This window comes from Duganella sp. (assembly GCF_039595735.1).
Taxonomy (GTDB): Bacteria; Pseudomonadota; Gammaproteobacteria; order Burkholderiales; family Burkholderiaceae_D; genus Rugamonas.
In genome coordinates, this window is record NZ_JBCNLB010000009.1 from 1 (window position 1) to 21,624 (window position 21,624).

The 21,624-nt window shown below is 65.6% G+C and carries 15 protein-coding genes and 2 pseudogenes; 13 read left to right on the top strand and 4 right to left on the bottom strand.

What is annotated here, in order from left to right:
• Positions 1-1,201, bottom strand: a 1,201-nt coding sequence (locus tag ABDW57_RS16400) for a hypothetical protein (protein WP_343731247.1), incomplete at its 3' end; no start/stop codon positions are given.
• Positions 1,202-1,380: 179 nt separating this feature from the next.
• On the opposite strand from ABDW57_RS16400, the gene ABDW57_RS16405 reads away from it, so the two are divergent.
• The 6 genes from ABDW57_RS16405 (at position 1,381) to ABDW57_RS16430 (ending at position 7,983) form a co-directional block, all read left to right on the top strand.
• Positions 1,381-2,400 carry an AraC family transcriptional regulator gene (locus ABDW57_RS16405; RefSeq protein WP_343731248.1) on the top strand — a complete coding sequence of 340 codons (1,020 nt, stop codon included), beginning with the start codon at positions 1,381-1,383 and terminating at the stop codon, positions 2,398-2,400.
• 117 nt (positions 2,401-2,517) lie between these two features.
• Positions 2,518-4,098: an FGGY-family carbohydrate kinase gene (locus tag ABDW57_RS16410; protein WP_343731249.1), complete on the top strand. Its 1,581-nt coding sequence runs from the start codon at positions 2,518-2,520 to the stop codon at positions 4,096-4,098.
• The gene (locus ABDW57_RS16415) at positions 4,095-4,736 is read left to right on the top strand and encodes a class II aldolase/adducin family protein (protein ID WP_343731250.1); all 642 of its coding nucleotides are present in this window, start codon (positions 4,095-4,097) and stop codon (positions 4,734-4,736) included. Before ABDW57_RS16410 ends, ABDW57_RS16415 begins: the two co-directional genes overlap by 4 nt.
• Positions 4,737-4,745: 9 nt before the next feature.
• Positions 4,746-6,215: an aminotransferase class III-fold pyridoxal phosphate-dependent enzyme gene (locus ABDW57_RS16420; RefSeq protein WP_343731251.1), complete on the top strand. Its 1,470-nt coding sequence runs from the start codon at positions 4,746-4,748 to the stop codon at positions 6,213-6,215.
• A 14-nt stretch (positions 6,216-6,229) separates the two neighbouring features.
• Positions 6,230-6,880 (top strand): class II aldolase/adducin family protein, encoded by a 651-nt coding sequence (locus ABDW57_RS16425; protein ID WP_343731252.1) that lies wholly within the window; start codon positions 6,230-6,232, stop codon positions 6,878-6,880.
• Between the two features lie 53 nt (positions 6,881-6,933).
• Positions 6,934-7,983 (top strand): acyl-CoA dehydrogenase, encoded by a 1,050-nt coding sequence (locus tag ABDW57_RS16430; protein WP_343731253.1) that lies wholly within the window; start codon positions 6,934-6,936, stop codon positions 7,981-7,983.
• A 6-nt stretch (positions 7,984-7,989) separates the two neighbouring features.
• On the opposite strand, the gene ABDW57_RS16435 is transcribed toward ABDW57_RS16430, so the two are convergent.
• Genes ABDW57_RS16435 through ABDW57_RS16445 form a run of 3 tightly spaced genes read right to left on the bottom strand, consistent with a single transcriptional unit; the run spans position 7,990 to position 10,753 of the window.
• Positions 7,990-8,457, bottom strand: coding sequence for a hypothetical protein (locus ABDW57_RS16435; RefSeq protein WP_343731254.1), 468 nt, complete (start codon positions 8,455-8,457; stop codon positions 7,990-7,992).
• 27 nt (positions 8,458-8,484) lie between these two features.
• The gene (locus ABDW57_RS16440) at positions 8,485-8,916 is read right to left on the bottom strand and encodes a GNAT family N-acetyltransferase (RefSeq protein WP_343731255.1); all 432 of its coding nucleotides are present in this window, start codon (positions 8,914-8,916) and stop codon (positions 8,485-8,487) included.
• A gap of 19 nt (positions 8,917-8,935) precedes the next feature.
• Entirely contained in the window at positions 8,936-10,753 is a 1,818-nt protein-coding gene (locus ABDW57_RS16445) for a sigma 54-interacting transcriptional regulator (RefSeq protein WP_343731256.1), read from the bottom strand.
• A gap of 226 nt (positions 10,754-10,979) precedes the next feature.
• Here ABDW57_RS16445 and ABDW57_RS16450 point away from each other — a divergent pair, with 226 nt between their 5' ends.
• The 7 genes and pseudogenes from ABDW57_RS16450 to ABDW57_RS16480 all read left to right on the top strand — a co-directional run.
• Entirely contained in the window at positions 10,980-12,455 is a 1,476-nt protein-coding gene (locus ABDW57_RS16450; protein ID WP_343731257.1) for an aldehyde dehydrogenase family protein, read from the top strand.
• A gap of 22 nt (positions 12,456-12,477) precedes the next feature.
• Positions 12,478-13,245, top strand: coding sequence for a coniferyl-alcohol dehydrogenase (locus tag ABDW57_RS16455; protein ID WP_343731258.1), 768 nt, complete (start codon positions 12,478-12,480; stop codon positions 13,243-13,245).
• 42 nt (positions 13,246-13,287) lie between these two features.
• On the top strand, positions 13,288-14,988 hold the full coding sequence (locus ABDW57_RS16460) for a DUF1302 domain-containing protein (protein ID WP_343731259.1): 1,701 nt from the start codon (positions 13,288-13,290) through the stop codon (positions 14,986-14,988).
• 14 nt (positions 14,989-15,002) lie between these two features.
• Positions 15,003-16,355 (top strand): DUF1329 domain-containing protein, encoded by a 1,353-nt coding sequence (locus ABDW57_RS16465; protein WP_343731260.1) that lies wholly within the window; start codon positions 15,003-15,005, stop codon positions 16,353-16,355.
• Between the two features lie 14 nt (positions 16,356-16,369).
• Entirely contained in the window at positions 16,370-17,404 is a 1,035-nt protein-coding gene (locus ABDW57_RS16470) for a YCF48-related protein (RefSeq protein ID WP_343731261.1), read from the top strand.
• A 12-nt stretch (positions 17,405-17,416) separates the two neighbouring features.
• Positions 17,417-19,777, top strand: a pseudogene (locus tag ABDW57_RS16475) (MMPL family transporter); the annotation flags it as partial.
• 57 nt (positions 19,778-19,834) lie between these two features.
• Positions 19,835-21,553, top strand: a pseudogene (locus tag ABDW57_RS16480) (carboxylesterase family protein); the annotation flags it as partial.
• Positions 21,554-21,624: the final 71 nt, after the last annotated feature.

The window sequence follows — 21,624 nt, forward strand, 5'->3', positions numbered from 1 at the left end:
CAGCGCCTGCGATATGGCGAGTGCCAACTTGTGCTTCTTCGTGCTCATGTTTCGTCCTTTTTATTGTATTAAACACGGCCATGGCGCCCGCCCATGCCAGGCCCACGACTCCCACCGCAATCAAACTGAACATGCCCGGACCGCCGCTGACAAACAGCTCGCCGGCCAGCGCGGTGCCGATGCCGGCGCCCAGCATGGCGATAATCAGGGTACGCATCACCAGCGCGCCATCGGGATCGTTCTCGGTCAGCAGGCCGGTGAGGAATGGCGTCAGCATGTAGAAGCCGACGTTGACCATGATCTGCGACAGCAGGAACGGCCACTGGCCGGCGAGATTGAAGAAGGCGTACACGGATGCGCCCAGAATCACAAATCCCAACGCCACCAATGGCGCGCGGCGCGCCGGGTTGCGCGTCAGCGATGGCACGATGGCGCCCGCAAAGCCCAGTATCGAGGACAGCGCGAGGAACAAGCCGACCGTCTCCGCCGCCATGCGGGCGCGCTCGCCCACGTAGCCGCTGACTGCCCACTGGCCGGCCTGGACGCCGTAGACCAGCAGCACAACCGTCAACACGAGAGCGAGGCGGGAGCGCGGCAGGCGGGCGACCGGCTGGGCGGCCGCCTGCGTTGCAGCGTGTGCCGCCGCATCGGCACGCGGGCGGATGCTGAGAATCAGCGGCGCCAGGGCCACGCCAAACGCGGCCAGCCAAAGGAAGATCGGGCCACGACCGCCCTGCGGCGGCAGCATGGACAAGACATACAGCAACCCGCCCATGCACACGCCGCCCACCAGATTGATCTGCCCCCAGATGCGCTCCGCCTCGGCCTGTCCGGCCACATTGTAGGTAATCAGGCTGAATAAAGCCCCCTCGCCTACACCGGCCAGCAGGCGCGCGAGGCTGAGGGTGGCCACGCTGTCAGTCACGTGGCTGAGCAGCTGCCCGGCCACCATGGCCAGCGCGCCGCCCGCCGCCACCTGCCAGTGCGCGCGCCGCACCAGCCGTGGGCACAGCAGGCAATACAGCGCGATGCCGCCGATCTCCGCGCTGGCCACCGCGGTGGCAGTGGCCTCGTCGATGCCGGGAATACGGCACAGCGCCATCACAATCAATGGCATCACCATGGTGCCATTCAGGGCGGCGGCAAAGGCCGCGCTCAAGCCGCTGACGCGGATGGCGCTGGATGGCACGGTAGACGGCATAATCACCCTTTCCCGGAATGGAATGTTGACAAGAATAGCGCCAAGCCGGCGGTTTGCGGTGGGTCATTTCCGGCCACACGCAGGGTGTTAGCAGGACAAGCTCCGTCGATGCAAGCCCGTGGCAGGATAGCCACGCATGCACTTGACGGGGCCGATCCGGCCATGGGACGCTCTGGTTCATGACGGATACCGACAACTACACCCGCTACACCACAGCCAATATTCCGGTCTATCTGCTGCGTTGTCTGGCCGCGACCATGGCCGAATTCGGTCACGATCCGGCGCGCCTGTGTCTCGGCCTGGGATTCACGCTGGAAGACTTGAGCAATCCGGCCTGCCGGGTCTCATTCCGCCAGGGCAGCGCCTTGATCCGCCGCGCCTTGCAACTGGCCCCGGGCAAAGGACTCGGCCTGCTGATAGGCGAGCGTGAGACCATCGCCTCCATCGGCCTGGTGGGTTACGCCATGATGACCTGCGCCACGCTGGGCGACGCTGTGGCGCTGGGCATGAGTCAGCAAAAATTCACTGGCAGTATGCTGGAATTCGACATGCGGCTGGACTCACAATTCGTCACGGTCAGCGCCAGCAACCGCTTTCACGAGCCGGATATCCAGATCTTCCTGGTCGAGGAGGCGTTTGCCAGCTTCCTGCAGGTGGCGCGCGGGCTGGGTGGCAACAGCTTCCTGCCACGCCGCGTGGACCTGAATTATCCGGCGCCGGCGTATGCCGACGAATACACCCGCATCTTCCAGTGCCCGGTGCGTTTTGGCCAGCCGCTGGCCGCCTTTGTCACGGACGTGGAATGGGCGGCCCGGCCTTTGCTGACCTACGATCCGCTCAGCCACCGGCAGGCGCTGGAATTCATGGAAATCGGCTTTTCGCGCGAGCGTGAGAAGGTCGATCTGTTCGAGTCGATTGAGCGCGCCGTGCGCCAGAACCTGCGCGAGCAGCTCAGCTTTGCCGACATCGCGCGCAAACTGTGTCTCAGCGAGCGTACGCTGCGCCGGCGCCTGGCGGAGAACGGCGTGTCCTATCAGTCGCTGCTGGATAACGTGCGCAAGAACCGCGCATTGGAGATGCTGGCCAATCCGCGCCTGTCGATCGAGCAGGTGGCATTTGAAGTGGGCTTCTGCGACTCGCACAACTTCCGCCGCGCATTCAAGCGCTGGACCGGCAGCACGCCCAGCGAAATGCGGTAAACCCCGGTCAGGCAGTTTGGCCGGAAAAGCCCCCTATTCCGTCCGCTTTTGCAATAACGCCCCGCCCGGCCCTGCCTCTATAGTCGTGCCATCATCACGACAGAGGCGTTTCGCGGCATGGACGAACAACTGGTACTGGCGGTCGATCTGGGCACCTCGGGCTGCAAAACCGCACTGGTGACGCGCAGCGGCACCGTGCTGGCCTGGGCCTATCGCCCGGTGGCGCTGCATCTGCTGGAGGGCGCCGGCGCCGAGCAAGTGCCGGAAGACTGGTGGCAAGCCTTCCTTGCCACCGCGCGCGAGGTACTGGACAACGCCGGCATGCCGGCGTGGCGTGTGGCCGCAGTCTGCTGCTCGACGCAAGGCGAAGGCACGATACCGGTCGACCGCGAAGGCATTCCGCTGATGAATGCCATCACCTGGATGGACATGCGCGGCGCGGCCTCGTTGCGCAAGCAGGTACGCGGCTGGGTCAACGTCGCCGGTTACGATCCGCTCAAGCTGGCGCGCTGGCTGCGCCTGTGCGGTGGCGCGCCGGCGCTGTCCGGCAAAGACCCGGCGGCCCATATGCTGTTCATCCGCGATATGTATCCGCAGGTGTATCAGAACACCTACAAATTCCTCAACGTCCTCGATTACCTGAACCTGCGCCTGACCGGCCGTTTCGTCGCGACCCATGATTCCATCCTCACTTCCTGGGTGACCGACAACCGCGACGTCAACCGCATCCGCTACGACGGCAAACTGCTGCAAGCCAGCGGCATCGATGCCGAAAAATTCCCGGAGCTGGTGCCGTGCACTGAAGTCATCGGCGTGCTACGGGCCGAAGTGGCCAACGAACTGGGGCTGCAGCGCAATACGGCGGTGGTGGCAGGCGCCATCGACAACAGCGCTGCGGCCATCGGCGCCGGCACGCTGGCGGATGGCGATGCGCACCTGTATCTGGGCACCTCGTCGTGGATCGGCGCGCATGTATCGCAGAAGAAGACCGATATCTCGGCCATGATCGCCGCCATTCCCTGCGCGGTGCCGTCCAAATACCTGATGATGGCGATGCAGACCTCGGCCGGCAATAACCTCAGCTTCCTGAAGGAGAAGATCCTGTACCATCAGGACGAGCTGCTGCGCGAGGAACAGCTGCCGGACGTGTACAAGATCTTCGACCGCATCGCGGCCAAGGTGCCGGCCGGCAGCCATGGCTTGCTGTATGCGCCATGGCTGTATGGCGAACGCTGCCCGGTGGAAGACCGTTCGCTGCGCGGCGGCTTGTTCAATCTGTCGCTCGACCACACGCGTGAAACCGTGATCCGCGCCATTCTGGAAGGCGTGGCGCTGAACACGCGCTGGATGGTCGATCCCGTGCAGCGCTTCCTCGGCCGCAAGCTCGATCATCTGACCGCTGTCGGCGGCGGCGCCAGTTCCAACGTCTGGTGCCAGATTTTTGCCGACGTACTGGGCCAGCCGATCCGGCAACTGGCCGAGCCGATGCAGGCCAACGCCATCGGTGCGGCCTACATCGCCTTTGTCGGCTTGCGCCAGCTGGACTTCGCCAGCGCCGCCGCGCAAACCCGCTACCGCGCCAGCTACCAGCCCAATCATGTGCACCGCAATCTGTACGACGACTGCTTTGGCACTTTCACCGAATTGCACCGGCGCCTCGCGCCGTTGTACCAGCGACTGAATCATCAGGGATTATGAGCCACTACACCTCTCACAAGCAGCAGGTCATCCAGGCCTGCCTGACGCTGGCCGAAGCTGGCTACCTGGCCGGCACCGGCGGCAACCTCGCCCTGCGCATCAATGACGAGCTGTTTGCCGTAACGCCTTCCGGCGCCGATTACTACGCGCTGCGGCCGGACGATATCTGCGTACTGCGGCTCGACACGCTGCAGCAGGTGGAAGGTTCGCTCAAGCCGTCGGTGGAAAGCGCCATGCATGCCTGCATGCTGCGCTTCAAGCGAGATATGCAGGCCAGCGTGCACACTCACCAGCCGCTGGCCAGCGCAGTCGCACTGCTGAACATCGACCTGCCGGTGCAAGGCGAGGCGCTGCGCCGTGTTCTGGGCGATCGTATCGCCATCGTGCCGTATGCACCGTCCGGGACCGGCTTTCTGGTACGCGCCTTTGGCCGCAAGCTGCGCGCCGACCTGCATGGCTATCTGTTAAAGAACCATGGCGTGATCTGCGCCGCTCCCGACATGACCGAAGCGATTGGCCATGTCGGACGCATCGAAGCCGCGGCGGCGGAGTTTCTGCGCCAGCGCATCGTTGCCGCCAATACCGCTCCGCCAGCCGTGCGCCAGATGGCGCTGGCCGCACTGAACACCCATCCTTGAGGACTTGCCATGACACTTGCCGCCACCGATCTCCAGCCCGCCGCCGATCAATACGCGATCAGCCGATGGCACGATACCGCCGCCGTCTACGCTCGCCTGCAAGCGCTGCTGCGCGAACCGGTGCGGCCCATCCGGCGGGACAAGATGGACGAGGTACTGCATTACTTCGAACAGAAATGCCAGCGCTCGAAACAGCTGGCCGCGCGCACGGCGGACGTGATCCCCGGCGGCGTGCAGCACAACCTGGCTTTCAACTTTCCCTTCCCGATTGCGGCCGAGCGCTGCGAAGGCGCGCACCTGTGGGACGTGGACGGCAACCAGTACATCGATTTTCTGCAAGCCGGTGGCCCGACTCTGCTCGGCTCCAATTACGCGCCGGTGCGCGGGAAGGTACACGAACTGCTGGACCACTGCGGTCCGGTGACTGGCCTGTTTCATGAATACGAAGTAAAGCTGGCGGAGTTGATCCGACAGTACATGCCAAATATCGAGATGTTCCGCATGCTGGGTTCCGGCACGGAGGGCGTGATGGGCGCCATCCGCCTGGCGCGTGCCTACACCAGTAAAAAATGGATCATCAAGATCGGCGGTGCCTACCACGGCTGGAGCGACCAGATGGTGTACGGCATGCGCCTGCCTGGCACCGGCCGGCGCGAGGCGATCGGCATTCCGACCGGCTCTACCGCCTTCACGCAGGAGTGCTTCCCCAACGATCTGGATGCGTTGCGGCGCAAGCTGTGGCTCAACAAGCTGCGCGGCGGAACGGCGGCGGTCATCGTCGAGCCGCTTGGCCCGGAGAGCGGCACGCGTCCGATCTACCTGGACTACAATCGCCAGGTGCGCGCGTTGTGCGATGAATTCGGTGCGCTATTGATCTTCGATGAAGTGGTGACTGGCTTCCGCGTCGGCATGGGGGGTGCGCAGGGCTATTTCAATGTGCGCCCCGACCTGACCGTATTTGGCAAATGCCTGACCGGCGGCTACCTGATGGCCGGCGGCATCGGCGGACGCAAGGATGTGATGATGCTGCTGGCCGGCGGCATCGGCTCCACCAGCAAGCGCGCGTTTGTCGGCGGCACGCTATCGGCCAATCCGCTGTCTTGCGTGGCGGGCTATTACGCCATCTCGGAGATGGCGCGCACCAATGCGGCGGTGGTGGCTGGCCGCGCTGGCGACCGGCTGTGCAAGGGACTATCCGACATTGTTGAGCGCCTTGGCCTGCCCTATGTGGTCTACAACCAGGGTTCAATCGTGCACCTGCAAACCTCGGCGGTGCTGCTCATGAGCATGCGCAATCCGATCAAGCTGATGAAGGAGGTCAACACCCGCAAGCACATGATGGAGGAGATGGGCGCAGCCTACATGGCGCACGGTCTGGTAACCTTGGCCGGCAGCCGCATCTACACCAGCATGGCCGACACCGACGCCGTGATTGACGAAGCGTTGAACCGCTTCGAATCCGTACTGCGATTGGTCTGAGCGGAGCGATATCGATGAACTATGACGACGCCATCGCGCGCCTCAACGACGCCGCCAAACGCCTGTGCGCCAAGGGGCTGCTGCAGCCAGAGGACACGCTCTCCATGCGGTTGGCCGGCTGCGACAACATCCTGCTGCAAACCGGCTCCGGCCCGGCACAGCGGGTCGACATCGTGCCGGTCACGGACGGCGCCGTCGCTGGGCCGCTGGCGGCGCAGCATCTGGCGGTCTACCGTGCGCGTCCCGACGTTGGTTGTGTGCTGCTCAACCGCCAGCCGTGGGCGTGCGCCTTGCACGCTTTGGCGCGCGACATGCCCGGCGTATTCGACGAACAGATCCGGCATCTGGGCCGCTCGGTGGCCTTGCTGGACGGCCCGGTCGAACTGACGGCCAATCAGGCACGCCTGCAAAACGGCGCGAACGCCTGGGTCGCACCGGGCCATGTGCTGTGCTTTGGCACCCTGCCGGAGCGCACCGTCTTCAATGCCGAACTGCTGGAGAAATGTGCCAAGGCCTACGTGCTGGCCACCAGCGCCGGCCTGCCCGTCGGCCGCATTCCATGGCTGGTGCGCTGGATCGCCAATGGCCGCCTGCTCAAGGACGAGCGCCGCGCCGCCGAACAATACGCCATGGGGCAAACGCCGGTACTCTCCACCGCTTACTGATCAGCCGCCGGCTGTGCGACAATATCGGCCTTTACCGAACCGCACAGCCCACCATGAATCAGCTCTCCCAGCGTGACGCTCAACGCATCGCACGCCATGCGGCGGCGGCCGACATCGCCGGCTTCCTGCATCCAGTCCAGCAAGCCTTGCTGCACCGGCGCGGCTGGCTGACAATGCTGGCGCCACGCGCAGCGGGCGGCACTGAGCTGTCCCTGCCGCAGGTGGTGCGGCTGGAGCAAGCCGTCGCCGCGGTTGACGGCAGCATGGGCTGGGTATTGACGCTGTGCGCGGGCGCCGGGTGGTTCGCCGGTTTCCTGTCGCCGGCGCTGGCACGCCAGATCATCGGCACGCCGCGCGCCTGTCTGGCAGGCAGCGGCGCTCCTACCGGCTACGCCGACGAAGACGGCGACGGTTACCGCATCACGGGCCGCTGGGACTACGCCAGCGGCGCGCCGATGGCGACGCACTTCACGCTGAATGCGGTCCTGCGTGTCAACGGCCAGCCGCTGCTGGACGCGCAAGGGGCGCCGCGCATCCGCGCCTTTCTGGTGCCAGCGGCGCTGGTGCAGGTCGAAGACAACTGGCGCAGCATCGGCATGCGTGCCAGCGCCTCGCACAGCTACCGGATTGATAACGCATGGGTCAGCAAAGACCATGGCTTCACCATCAGCCCGGACACGGCAACGGCTGACGGTCCGCTGTACCGCTTTCCGTTCTATTCGCTGGCTTACGTTACGCTGGCAGCCAACGTGGCGGGCATGGCGAGCCATTTCATCGAACTGGCGCGGGAGTGCACTCACCGCCGCAACAAAGGCATGGCGCTGCTGGAGGAGAAGGAGCAAAACCTGCAAGCCGCCCGCGCGGGCTTCCACGCTGTACTGGACCGCAGTTGGGCTCAGATAGCGGCCGGCGGTACGCTCACCGATGAAGACATGCTGGCCATCCAAACGAGATCACTCACCCTGGTCGCCACCGCCCGCGCTGCCGTCAACGACCTATATCCCTACTGCGGCCTCTACGCGGCCCATCAGGACAGCCCCATCAACCGCGTCTGGCGCGACTTCCACACCGCCAGCCAACATTCGCTCTTGCTGCCCGCGTAAGCTGGTTCATGAGGTTTCACCGGCCAAAGCCTTCCGCGCGCCAAATGCGATAGGAAGCCCAAACAGGAACATGTGGGATAAGAGATCAAGCGCGGTGGCCAGCGGCTTGAAGTGCACGGGGAACGGGAATGCGGACGCCGGCAGCACAATCAGGCGCATCGCGAAAAAGACCAGCACGCCGAAGACAGCACCGCAAATCACGGCATGTTTTGCCAGCAGCGGCTTCGATCGGGCCAGCACAAAGTAAGCACCGGCCCACACCAGAGAAAGCCCGAAATGCGCCGCCAGTCCGAATGCGGCCATCGGCGTGCCACCGCTTAATGCTTCCTTTCCAAAAGCACCGCTGGCAACGATCCGCAGCAACTGCATTGGCGCCGTGCCGTTGTAAGCGGCAAAGGAGATGGCGAACGTGATGTCCAGCGCGCCGGCGATGAGGCCGCCGATCAGGATGTAGCGAATCTGTTCTTTCGTCATGTGAGCCGCCTCCAGATACCTCTGCAATCAAGACTCGTCAATATAGCCGCTTTCCTGCGCCTGGGCTGGGTTGGCGAAGATCGCCATCGCGGTGCGCATGCGCTTGAAGCCGAACTTTTTATAGAAGGGTTCCTTGCCCGGCACGGCGTACAGGATGATTTTCTTGTGGCCGGCCGACAGTTCCACCAGCCTGGCAACGATCTCCTTGCCCAGACCGGTGCCTTGATGGCTGGGCAGCACAGCCACATCGCAGATGTAGGAACAATCAATCCCATCCGCCAGCGCCCGGCCCACGCCAACCAGCCGGCCATCTTCCCGCGCGAAACAGACGAAGCGGCTGTTGCCAAAGGCAACTTTCAAATCGGCCGGGTTCTTGTTGCCCAGGGGCGCCGCGTGATACAGCGCGCTCAGTTCGTCCCAGTCCAGCGTCTCGATCGAATCGAACCACGTCAATGCCATCCACTCTCTCCTGAAATGTTTATTTTCCGCCTGCCGCTTCCTCTTCCCGCTTGCGCATGCGGTAGGCCAGCTTGGGACGGCTCAGACCCAGCAGCCGCGCCGCCGCCGACAGATTGCCCTGCGCCTGTTCCACCGCCGCTCCGATCAAAGCCTGCTCCAGCTGGTCCAGCGACCAGGCACCGCCTGCGGTTTTCAGCAGGTCCGGCACCATCTCCAGCAGCTGCTTGCCCGCGCCGCCGGCCTCTTCACGCGGCGCGTCACCCTGCTGCAGCTGCCCGGTCACGCTCAGCGAGAAATACGACTGCGCCGCATCCTCGCCGCTGGTGAACAAATGCGGCAGGTCGATCGGCCCGTCCTCGTTGGCATATATCGTACCGCGTTCAACCAGATTCTGCAGTTCACGGATATTGCCCGGGAAAGCGTAATTGAGCAGCGCATCCACCGCACGCGCCGTGAAGCCGGTCACGCGGCGCTGGTGTTTGTGCCCGTAATGACGCAGGAAGTAGCTCATCAGCAGCGGGATGTCGTCACGCCGGTCACGTAGCGGCGGCAGATGGATCGGGAACACATTCAGGCGGAAGAACAGGTCTTCGCGGAAGCGCCCGGCACGAATTTCCTCGCGCAGATTGACATTGGTGGCGGCCACCACCCGCACCGCCACACGAATACTGCGCGCTCCGCCCACCCGCTCGATCTCGCCTTCCTGCAGCGCGCGCAGCAGCTTGCCCTGCGCGACCATGCTCAGCGTGGCGATCTCGTCGAGAAAAAGCGTGCCGCCGTTGGCACGCTCAAAGCGCCCTGGCCGTGATTCGGAGGCGCCGGTGAACGCACCGCGCTCGACGCCAAACAGTTCCGACTCGATCAAGGTTTCCGGAATCGCGGCGCAGTTGACCGCCACAAACGGCTTCTCCTTGCGCGGACTGATCTGATGCAGCATGGACGCGAACATCTCCTTGCCGACACCCGATTCGCCGGTGAACAGCACCGTGGCCTCGGTCGGCGCCACCCGCCGCAGCATATGGCAGGCGGCGTTGAAGGCCGATGACACGCCCACCATTTGCTTGTCCTGCCCACTGCCATCGGCTGGAAACAGCACCGCGGTATTTCTGGAGGTCGCGCCGCTGCGCTGGCCATAAGCGGTGCTGACAAATGCCTCGGCGTTGAAGTAGCTGAGATCTTCCTCGATATCGTCCCACTCGTCGGCCGGCTTGCCCAGCAGCCGGCATTGGCGATGGCCCATGGACTGGCATTCCACCTCGCGATAGACGATCAAGCGCCCCACCAGCGCGCTGGTATAGCCGATCGCATAGCCGGTCTGCATCCAGCAGGCCGGCTCGGTGCCGATGCCGAAGTGAGCGATGTGCGCTTCATCCTCGCTGGAGTGGTGCCACAGGAATTCCCCGTGATAAGTGCCGCGCTCGACATCAAACTCGAAATGCACCGGCTCCACCTTGACCGCGCCTTCCAGCGCATGCATGCGCGGACCGGCCGCAAACAGCGCCGCCGGCTCGGCCTCCGGCCAGCGCTCGCGCAGCAGCTGTGCATCGCGCATGCCGGCCGAATAGCCGACCCGCGTCAGCAGGCCGCGCGTCTTTTCCATGCCCAGGCTGTCCACCAGTTCACGCCGCAAGTCGCCCAGCGAACTGGTGTGCATCAACTGCATGCGCTGCCCATTCAGCCAGATGCGGCCGTCGCCCGGCGAGAATTGCAGGCTTTGCGTCAGGTCGTCCAGCGTCGGCGGCGCGCCAGCGTTCATGTGGGCGCTGTCGCCCCGGTTCAGTATCCGGCTTTCCGACTTGGCCATATCGGCCAGCGACACCTGCTCCACCTGCTTCATTGTGCTCCCGCTTGCTTGTAATGAATTGATCAAATAGTACAACGCCACGCCGGCTTTTAATCATTTGATCAAATCAAAATCGCGGCGCGACATCGCTGCGGCGCAGCAGAAAACACCTGCGCCACCTATGGAATGCAGTGCGTCATCAGCAACTTGCCGGGGTGTGGCACGGATTTGGCTAATACCAACGTAAAAGCCACAACAACCCACGCCACAGGAGACCAATATGGGCGCACCCGACGCGATCGCGTTTTTACACGACACCACCTGGCAGGGCAAGATCTTTGACGGCGGCTGGAACGCCGCGCAAGGAGGCAGCCAGCCCATCATCGAACCGGCCACCGGCGCCACGCTGGGCCACACCGGCAAGGCCAATGCCGCTGACGTCGCCCGCGCCGCCGGCCTCGCCCGCGCCGCCCAGCGCGCCTGGGCGGCCAGCGACTACAAGGAACGCGCGGCCATCTTCCGTCGCGCCGCCGCGCTGCTGGAGCAGCACCGCGACGAGCTGGCCGAATGGATTGCGCGCGAAACCGGCGGCATCCTGCCCAAGGCGCAGCTGGAACTGCGCGAAGCCGTGGCCCACCTGCATGAGGCGGCCGCCATGCTGACCCAGCCGCAAGGCCAGTTGCTGGCGGCGCCGCACGACCAGTTCAGCATTGCGCGGCGCGTGCCGCACGGTGTGGTGGGCGTGATCTCGCCATTCAACTTCCCGCTGATCCTGTCGCTGCGCTCGATTGCGCCGGCCCTGGCGGTGGGCAACGCTGTGGTCCACAAGCCCGACCTGCAAACCCCGGTCACGGGCGGCGTCATCATCGCCCGCATCTTTGAACAGGCCGGCCTGCCGCCGGGCGTGCTGCACGTGCTGCCGGGCGGGGCCGATGCCGGCGAAGCCTTGTGCACCCATCCGGACATCGGCATGGTGTCGTTCACGGGCTCCACTGCGGTCGGCCGCCGCGTGGCCGAGCTGGCCGGGCGCGCGCTCAAGAAAGTCGCGCTGGAATTGGGCGGCAAGAATTCACTGGTGATCCTGGACGACGCCGATCCCGACATCGCCGCCGCCAACGTGGCCTGGGGCGCCTACCTGCACCAGGGCCAGATCTGCATGGCGTCCGGCCGCATCCTGCTCCAGCGCGGCATCGCCGCCGCCGTCACCGAACGCCTGCTGGACAAGGCCGCCAGTCTGCCGGTGGGCGATCCCATGAGCGGCTCAGTGGCGCTCGGGCCCTTGATCAACGGCCGCCAGGTCGAGCGCCTGCATGGCATCGTGCAGGATTCGATCGCAGCTGGCGCCAGCTTGCTGGCCGGCGGCAATCACGACGGCCGCTTCTATCAGCCCACCGTGCTGGCCGAGGTCCGGCCCGGCATGCGCTGCTTCGAGGAAGAGCTGTTCGGACCGGTGGCCTCGATCACCGTGTTTGACAGCGACGACGATGCCATCGCGCTGGCCGCGCAGGCCGAAGGCTGCCTGGCGCTGGGCGTGATTTCACCATCGCTGGCGCGCGCCATGCACATCGTCAACCGCGTGCCCTGCGGCCACGCCCACATCAACGACCAGACCGTGCTGGCCGAGGTGCATGCGCCGTTCGGCGGCAGCGGCACCTCCGGTAATGGCGGCCGCCACGGCGGTCCGGCCGACTGGGACGAATTCACTCAATGGCAATGGCTGACCATCAAGAGCCAGGCGCCGCACTACCCCTTCTAACCACAAAACAACGAGAGACACCATGGAATTACTGAATAAAACCATCGTCATCACCGGCGCCTGTTCCGGCATCGGCGCGGAAACGGCCCGGCTGGCGCGCGCCCAAGGGGCCACCGTGATTGGCATCGACCGCAACACGCCCGGCCTGACGCTGGACGGCTTCATCCAGGCCGACCTCAGCAGCGTGGAAGGCATCGACGCCGCCGTGGCCCAGCTTCCCGCGCGCATCGACGCGCTGTGCAACGTGGCCGGCGTGCCCGGCACCGCGCCGGCCACGCTGGTGGCACGGGTCAACTACCTCGGCCTGCGCCACCTGACCGAGCGCGTGCTGGAGCGCATGCCGGCCGGTGCATCGATCGTCAACATCGCCTCCATCCTGGGCGCGGAATGGCCGCAGCGGCTGGCGCCGCACAAGACACTGGCGGCCGTGCAGGGTTTCGAGGCCGGCGCCGACTGGCTGCGCGAGCATCCGGTGCCGCAGGACACCTGCTACCAGTATTTCAAGGAAGCGCTGCTGGTCTGGACCTATGTGCAGTCCCAGCCCTGGTTCCTGGAGAAATCGGTGCGCATGAATTGCGTGGCGCCGGGGCCGGTGTTCACCCCCATCCTGGGCGACTTTGTCTCCATGCTGGGCCAGGAACGGGTGCAGCGTGACGCCGGCCGCATGAAGCGCCCGGCCTACGCGGACGAAATCGCGCCGGTGGTGGCCTTCCTCTGTTCCGACGCCGCCCGCTGGATCAACGGCGTCAATATTCCCGTCGATGGCGGGCTGGCATCGACCTTTATCTGATGTAGCAAACCACCCATACCTAAAACTATCCCTGGGGGAGACATGAAACAACAACCTGCACTGCGCCTGCTGGCGCTGGCGGTGGCAGCCGCCCTGCCCGGCCACGCGGCACTGGCATTTGAATTCGATACCGGCTCCGACGTCAAGCTCAGCTGGAACAACACCATCAAATACAGCGCCGCCTACCGTCTGAAGGACGCCGACCCGCGCCTGCTGGCCGGCGGGTATACAGGCTTCGGCGCGGCCGATTTCACCGGCTACAACCTGGACGACGGCAACCAGAACTTCCGCAACAAGGGCATCGTCTCGAACCGGATCGACTGGCTGTCGGAACTGGATGTCGGCACCCGCAACGCCGGCCTGCGCATCAGCGCCGCCGCCTGGTACGACACGGTCTACAACCGCAGCAACGACAACGCCTCGCCCGGCAGCAACGCCGGCATCCTGACCGGCAACGCCAACCAGGATTTCACCAAGGGCACGCGCGTGCTGCACGGCCGCAACGCCGAGCTGCTGGATGCCTTCGTGTTCGGCAAGGGCAGCATTGGCGACCTGCCTGGCACCGTGCGTCTGGGCCGTCACACGCTGCAATACGGCGAGAGCCTGTTCTTTGGCGCCAATGGCATCGCCAACGCGCAAGGCCCGGTCGACCTGGTCAAGCTGCTGTCCGTGCCGGGCGCGCAGTTCAAGGAAATCCTGCGGCCGGTGAACCAGCTGTCCGGCCAGCTGCAGGTACTGCCGAATGTCTCGATCGGCGCCTACTACCAGTTCGAATGGCGGCCGACGCTGATTCCCGGCGCTGGCAGCTACCTGAGCAGCTATGACGCGGCCGGCGCCGGCGCCAGCGCCTTCCTGGTCGCGCCCACCAACTCCGGTGCGCCGGCGTTCTACACCCAGCCCGACATGAAGGCAAAGAATTCCGGCCAGGGCGGCGCCCAGGTCAAGTTCACGCCGGCCGGCAGCGACATCGAGTTCGGCCTCTACGCGGCGCGCTACCACGACAAGACGCCATACTTCTACCTCGGCTTTGCGCCTGCCTTCCCACCCGGCGCGCCGGCCACGGTGCAGGCGGTGTACGCGGAAGGCATCAAAACCTACGGCGCCAGCGCCAGCACGGTGCTGGGCGGCGTCAATGTCGCGGCCGAGGTGTCGGTGCGGCGCAATACGCCGCTGGTGAGCGATCCGACGCCCAATTTCCTGTCGCGCCTGGGCGGTGGCGCGCTGTCAGACAACCGCGGCAATCCTGGATACGCGGTTGGCAACAGCGCCCACGTCAACCTGTCGGCCATCTACGTGCTGCCGACCAACAGCCTGTTCCAGGGCGGCTCCCTGCTGGGCGAACTGGCGTGGAACCGCCGCACCAGCACCACCTTCCAGGGTTCGCTCGATCCCAACACCACCCGCGACGCCACTGCCGTGCGCATGATCTTCGAGCCGGCCTACTACCAGGTGCTGACCGGACTGGACCTGACCGTGCCGATCGGCATCGGCTACAACCTCTCGGGCCGCTCCTCCACCATCTTCAACTTCAACGGCGGCAGCGAACACGGCGGCGATTTCAATATCGGCATCAGCGGCAGCTATCAGCAGGACTGGAAATTCGGCATCAGCTATGTGCGCTTCCTGGGCGCGGCCGGCACCTTCCTCAAGAATAATCCCGCCACCAATACGCCGATCCTGAGCTATGCGCAGTCCCTGAAAGACCGCAACTACATCTCGCTCAACATCAAACGCGCCTTTTGAGAATGGAATCCCATATGAAATCCAACGCACACCTGCTGGCCGCCGCCCTGCTCCTGACCAACAGCCTGGCCATGGCGGCCGTCACCGCCGACGAAGCGGCCGCACTGAAAACCACCCTCACCCCGCTGGGCGCCGAGAAAGCCGGCAACAAGGATGGCAGCATTCCGGCCTGGGACGGCGTGTACGCCAAGGTGCCGGCCGGCTACAAGCCGGGCGACGCCCGCGCCGATCCGTTTGCCGCTGAAAAACCGCTGCTGAGCATTACCGGCAAAAACGTCGATCAGTATGCGGCCAGGCTGTCGGCCGGCACCGTGGCGATGCTGAAAAAATATCCGTCCTACCGGGTTGACGTCTATCCAACCCACCGCACCGGCGGCGCCCCCAGTTGGGTCTACGACAACACGTTCAAGAACGCCACCCGCGCCAGGACGGTAGACGGCGGCTATGGGGTGGAAGGCGCTTACGGCGGCATCCCGTTCCCGATTCCGAAGAGCGGCTACGAAGCGATCTGGAACCATCGCCTGGCCTGGACCGGTGAAACCGCGATCTACGCCACCCGCACCTGGATCGTCACGCCCGATGGCAAGCGTTCGCTGGCCAACGAGGCCGAGCAAACCATCATGCGGCCGTACTACTTCAAGGAAGGCAGCCTGGAGAAGATGGAAGGCATGTACCAGTACGGCCGCCTGATCACGCGTGCGCCGGCATCCAAGGCCGGCGAAGGCATCCTCGCGCATGACGGGCTGAACGAAGCCTCGCCGCGCGCCCTGTGGCAATACCTGGTGGGCCAGCGCCGCGTGCGCCGCGCGCCGTCGGTGGCCTACGACACGCCGGACTCGGTCACCTCCGGCATCGGCTTCTTCGATGAAGCGTTCATGATGTTCGGCCCGGTCGACCACCATGAACTCAAGCTGGTCGGCAAGAAGGAGCTGTACATCCCGTACAACAACAACCGCGCGGCGGCCGCCAGGATTGCCGATCTGGTAGGGCCGCAGTTCCTCAATCCCGACCTGGTGCGCTGGGAGCTGCACCGCGTATGGGAAGTGGAAGCCACGCTGGCGCCCGGCAAACGCCACGTGGTGGCCAAGCGCCGCTACTACCTTGACGAAGACACCTGGCAAATCATCCTGATCGACGGTTACGACGCGCAGGGCCAGATCTGGCGCAGCAACTACACGCTGACCTTGCTGGCGCCGGACCTGCCGGCCGTGCTGGGCAGCGTCATGTGGGGTACCTATAACGTGCAGACCGGCGCCTACCTGCTGAACGCTTCGTCGAATGAGCTGCCGGTCCAGTACAAGGCCATCCCGCGCCTGCCGGTCAGCTACTTCGGTCCCGAAGAACTGGCCAACCAGGGTTCGCGCTGATGCGGAGCGATGCCATGGCGATCTTCAGAATCCTGTTGGTGACGCTGGCCGCCGGCTGGCTGTCGCCGGCCTGGGCGGCGCCGCCAGCGGTGCTGACCAGCCCGGCCATCCTGTCCGCCAAGGCTGGCGGCGCCGTCATGCTGGCGCTGGCGCAAGCCGGTCTGCGGCTGGTGGCGGTGGGCGAGCGCGGCATCGTGCTGCTGTCCGACGACAACGGCCAGACCTGGCGTCAGGCGCCCACGCCGGTACAGGTCAGCCTGGTGGCGGTGCAGTTCGTCACGCCGCAACTGGGCTGGGCCGTCGGCCACCTGGGCGTGGTGCTGCACACCGCCGATGGCGGCCAGAGCTGGAGCAAGCAGTTCGACGGCGTGCAGGCGGCCGATACCCTGGCGCGCGCGGCCAGCACGCCGGCCGAGGCCAGCGCCGCCGCGCAACTGCGGGCGGACGGCCCGGACAAGCCTTTCCTCGACCTGTACTTTGCCGACGCCAGCAACGGCTACATCGTTGGCGCCTACAACCTGGTGTTCCGCACCAGCGACGGCGGCCGCAGCTGGCAAGCATGGCAGCAGCATGTGGCCAATCCGAAGAGCTTGCACCTGTACGGCCTGCGTGCAGCCGGCGCTGCGCTCTACCTTGCCGGCGAACAGGGCACGCTGCTGCGCTCGCTCGACGGCGGCGCCAGCTTCGAGCCGCTGGCCTCGCCCTACAAGGGCAGCTACTTCGGCCTGCTGGCGGCGCCCGGCGGCGAACTGGTGGCCTACGGCCTGCGCGGCAGCGCCTGGTGGTCCGGCGACCAGGGCCGCAGCTGGACCCAGGTCCAGACCGGCGTGCAGCAAGCCATCACGGCCGGCATCGCGCTGGCCGACGGCAGCCTGGCCCTGCTCAGCCAGGGCGGCGACGTGCTGATCAGCCGCGACCAGGGCCGCAGCTTCACCCGCCAGCCGCAGTCACGGCCGCTGCCGGCCGCCGCGCTGGCGCAGGCGGCCGATGGCACGCTGGTGGTGGCCGGCCTGCGTGGCGTCACGCGGCTGGCATCTTCAACCAAATAGGCAGGAAACTTCATGCATAACGAACCAGACCTCGACCAGCAGCCCGTCATCCGGCGCCTGCAGGACTTCGACACCGGCTCGGGCAACTTGGCCGAGCGTGCGCTGTTCAACTTCCGTCCGCTGATCATCGCCCTGTGCCTGCTGCTGACCGCGCTGCTGGGCTGGCAGGCCACGCACCTGCGGCTCAACGCCAGCTTTGACAAGATGATCCCCACCTCGCATCCTTACGTGCGCAACTACCTGGAGCACAAAACCGAACTGAGCGGATTGGGCAACTCGCTGCGTATTGCCGTGGCCGCGCGCCAGGGCGGCATTTTTGACGCCGGCTACCTGGCCACGCTGCAAAAGATGAATGACGAAATCTACCTGCTGCCCGGAGTGGACCGGCCGTTCATGAAATCGCTGTGGACCGCCAACACGCGCTGGACCGCCGTCACCGAGGAAGGCCTGGACGGCGGCACCGTCATCCCGGACGACTACGACGGCTCGCCGCGCAGCATGGAGGTGTTGCGTGCCAACGTCGAGCGTTCCGGCGAAATCGGCCAGATCGTCGCCGCCAACTTCCAGTCCACCATGCTGTTCGTGCCGCTGCTGGACGTCAACCCGCAGACCGGTCAGGCGCTGGACTACCGCCAGTTCTCGCAGCAGCTGGAAGCCATCCGCGCCAAATACCAGGCGCAGGGCGTGGACATCCACATCACCGGTTTCACCAAGATCGTTGGCGACCTGATCGAGGGATTGCAGCAGGTCCTGCTGTTCTTCGTGGCCGCGATCGCCATCGCCAGCGCGGTGCTGTACTGGTACACGCGCTGCTGGCGCAGCACCCTGCTGGTCATGCTGTGTTCGCTGGTGGCGGTGCTGTGGCAGTTCGGCCTGCTGTCGCTGCTGCATTACGAGCTCGATCCCTACTCGGTACTGGTGCCCTTCCTGGTGTTCGCCATCGGCATGAGCCACGGCGCGCAAAAGATGAACGGCATCATGCAAGACGTCGGACGCGGCACGCACAAGGTGGTGGCCGCGCGCTACACCTTCCGCCGCCTGTTCGCGGCCGGCATGTCGGCGCTGCTGTGCGACGCGGTTGGTTTCCTGGTGCTGGCCATGATCGACATCAAGGTGATCCAGGACCTGGCGGTGATCGCCAGCATCGGCGTGGCCGTGCTGATCTTCACCAACCTGGTGCTGCTGCCGATTCTGCTGTCATACACCGGCGTCAGCGCCAAAGCGGCCGCCCGCAGCCTGCAGACCGACCAGGCGCAACAGGGCAGCAAGCCGTGGCTATGGACCCTGCTCGACCGTTTCACGCAGCGCCGCTGGGCCACGGTGACCGTCATCGCCAGCGCCGTGCTGGCCGTGGCCGGCTTCCTGCTCAGCCTGCAACTGCAGGTGGGCGACCTTGATCCGGGTGCACCGGAACTGCGCGCCGATTCACGCTACAACCGCGACAACGCCTTCATGGTGCGCAACTACGCCGCCAGCGCCGACGTGCTGGTGGTCATGGTCAAGACCGGCGCCGACCAGTGCACCCAGTACCAGACCCTGGCCAAGGTCGATGCGCTGGCCTGGCAGCTGGAGCAGTTGCCGGGGGTGGACTCGACCAACTCCATGGCCTCGCTCAGCAAGCTGGCCGCCAGCGGCTATAACGAGGGTAACTTCAAGTGGTACAACCTGACGCCCAACCAGAGCGCGCTGGGCGCGGTGCAGACGCGTGCGCCGCGCGAACTGTTCAACCAGAACTGCTCGCTGCTGTCGCTGTATGTCTACCTGAAGGACCACAAGGCGGCCACCCTGAGCGGCGTGGTCGGCACGGTGGAACGCTTTGCCGCCGCCAATAATACGCCGCAGGAGCAGTTCCTGCTGGCGGCCGGCAGCGCCGGCATCGAGGCCGCCACCAACATCGTGGTCAAGCAAGCCATGCATGACATGCTGTACTGGGTCTACGGCGCGGTGATCGTGCTGTGCTACCTGACCTTCCGCTCCTGGCGCGCGGTGGCGGTGGCGGTGCTGCCGCTGGTGCTGACCTCCATCCTGTGCGAGGTGCTGATGGTGTGGCTGGGCATGGGCGTCAAGGTGGCCACGCTGCCGGTGATCGCGCTGGGCGTGGGCATCGGCGTCGACTACGCGCTGTATGTGCTGAGCGTGGTGCTGGCGCGCCAGCGTGCCGGCGCCAGCCTGTCGGCAGCCTTCCACCACGCACTGCAATTCACCGGCAAGGTGGTGATGCTGACCGGCGTCACGCTGGCCATCGCGGTGGCCACCTGGATCTGGTCGCCAATCAAGTTCCAGGCCGACATGGGCATCCTGCTGGCCTTCATGTTCCTGTGGAATATGGTGGGCGCGCTGGTGCTGCTGCCGGCGCTGGCCCATTTCCTGCTGCCGGGCCAGCCGTCGCGCCGGCCCGATCCGGATTCGCTGCGCGTGACCAGCCAGGGTGCCGTGGTCGGCTACCAGGAACGTCATGGCACCCATGCCTGGCTGGGCATCCCCTACGCCAAACCGCCGGTGGGCGAGCTGCGCTGGAAAGCGCCGCGGCCGCCGCAGGCCTGGGACGGCGTGCGTGAAGCGTTGCAATACGGTGCCGTGGCCATGCAGTTTGCCGGCGAGACCATCGGCGCGCCGCGCAGGCAATGGGGCAGCGTGACCGGTTCCGAGGACTGCCTGACGCTCAATGTCTTCGCTCCCGGCATGACGCCGGCGCAGCTGGCGCAGGCGGCGCCGCTGCCGGTGATGGTGTGGATTCATGGCGGCGCCAACACGGCCGGCAGCGCCTCGGCCTACACCGCGCTGCGCAACCTGGCCGGGCACGACCGGGTGCTGGTAGTGTCGCTGAACTACCGGCTCGGCATTTTCGGCTGGTTCAGCCTGGAGGCGCTGGAGGCGCTGGATCCGGCGGGCAGCGATGACGAGTACGCGGCGCTGGACCGCTCCGGCAACTTCGGCACGCTGGACATCATTGCCGCCCTGCGCTGGGTACGCCGGCATATCGCGGCTTTTGGCGGCGATCCCGGCAACGTTACCCTGTTTGGCGAGTCGGCCGGCGGACTGAACATCTACACCATGCTGGCCAGCCCGCTGGCCAGGGGCTTGTTCCACCGTGCCATCCTGCAATCCCCGATCACGCTCAGCCACAGCCTGGCGGAAGCGCGTCATGCACGCGATAACCCCGTGCCGGGCCACGCGCTCAGTTCGGCCGAACTGCTGCGGCGCTGGGCGCCGGCATCCGGCCTGCCGCTGGCGCTGGAACTGCGGGCGCGTCCGGCGGCCGAGCTGATGGCGGCCATCACGCCGGCCGGGCTGGGCTTCTACGACGCGCCGGTGGTGCTGCGCGACGGCGTGGTGCTGCCGCTGGCGCCGCTGGAGCAATGGTTCACCGATCCGGCCCGCTACAACGCGGTGCCGCTCATCATCGGCAGCAATCGCGACGAGTACAAGCTGTTCATGGCCAACAACCCGGAATTCGTGCGCCTGCTCGGCGGCCAGCTGCCGCTGATCCGCGATCCGGCGCAGTACCAGCTGCATGCGCGCTACATGTCCGATCTGTGGAAAGCCAATTGCGTCGACGCCCCGGCCAGCGCCATGCTGGCTGGCGGCCACAGCCAGGTGTGGGTTTACCGCTTTGACTGGGATGAACATCCCCAGCTGCCGCTGCTGCGCCTGCCGCTGCTGCTGGGTGCGGCCCACGTGATCGAAATCGCCTTCGCCCTGCGCGATATCGACGGCGAGTTCGATCCGCTGCGCTGCGCCACCAGGGGCAACCGCGCCAGCCGCCAGCTGGTATCGGACGCCATGGCCGGATACTGGACCAGCTTTGCCCGCGACGGCGTGCCGGGCCGCGGTGCGCGCATGCAACGGCCCGCCTGGCCGTGCTGGAATGAAGAAGCCGGCGCCGACAAGCTGATGCTGTTTGACGGCCCGGCCGGCGGCGGCGTGCGCGCCGGCACGCTGCGGCTGGATGCCGACAGCCTGAAACAGGCCCTGGCCGCCGATGCCGCCTTCCAGCAGGCGCCGCGCGAACGCATGCGGCTGTACGCACGCATGTTCAGTTGGTCGATCTTTGCCAACCGCGTCGGCGCGGCCGAATTCGCGCATTTTGCCGCGGCCCAGCAGCTCGCCTGCAGTCCGGAAGAGTTTAAACCGCTGCATTGGCCGTAAGCCGCCTGCTGAAAATTCTACTTGGCAAAAGACGGGGCACACCATAAGCTTGTCTCACGACAACAATATGC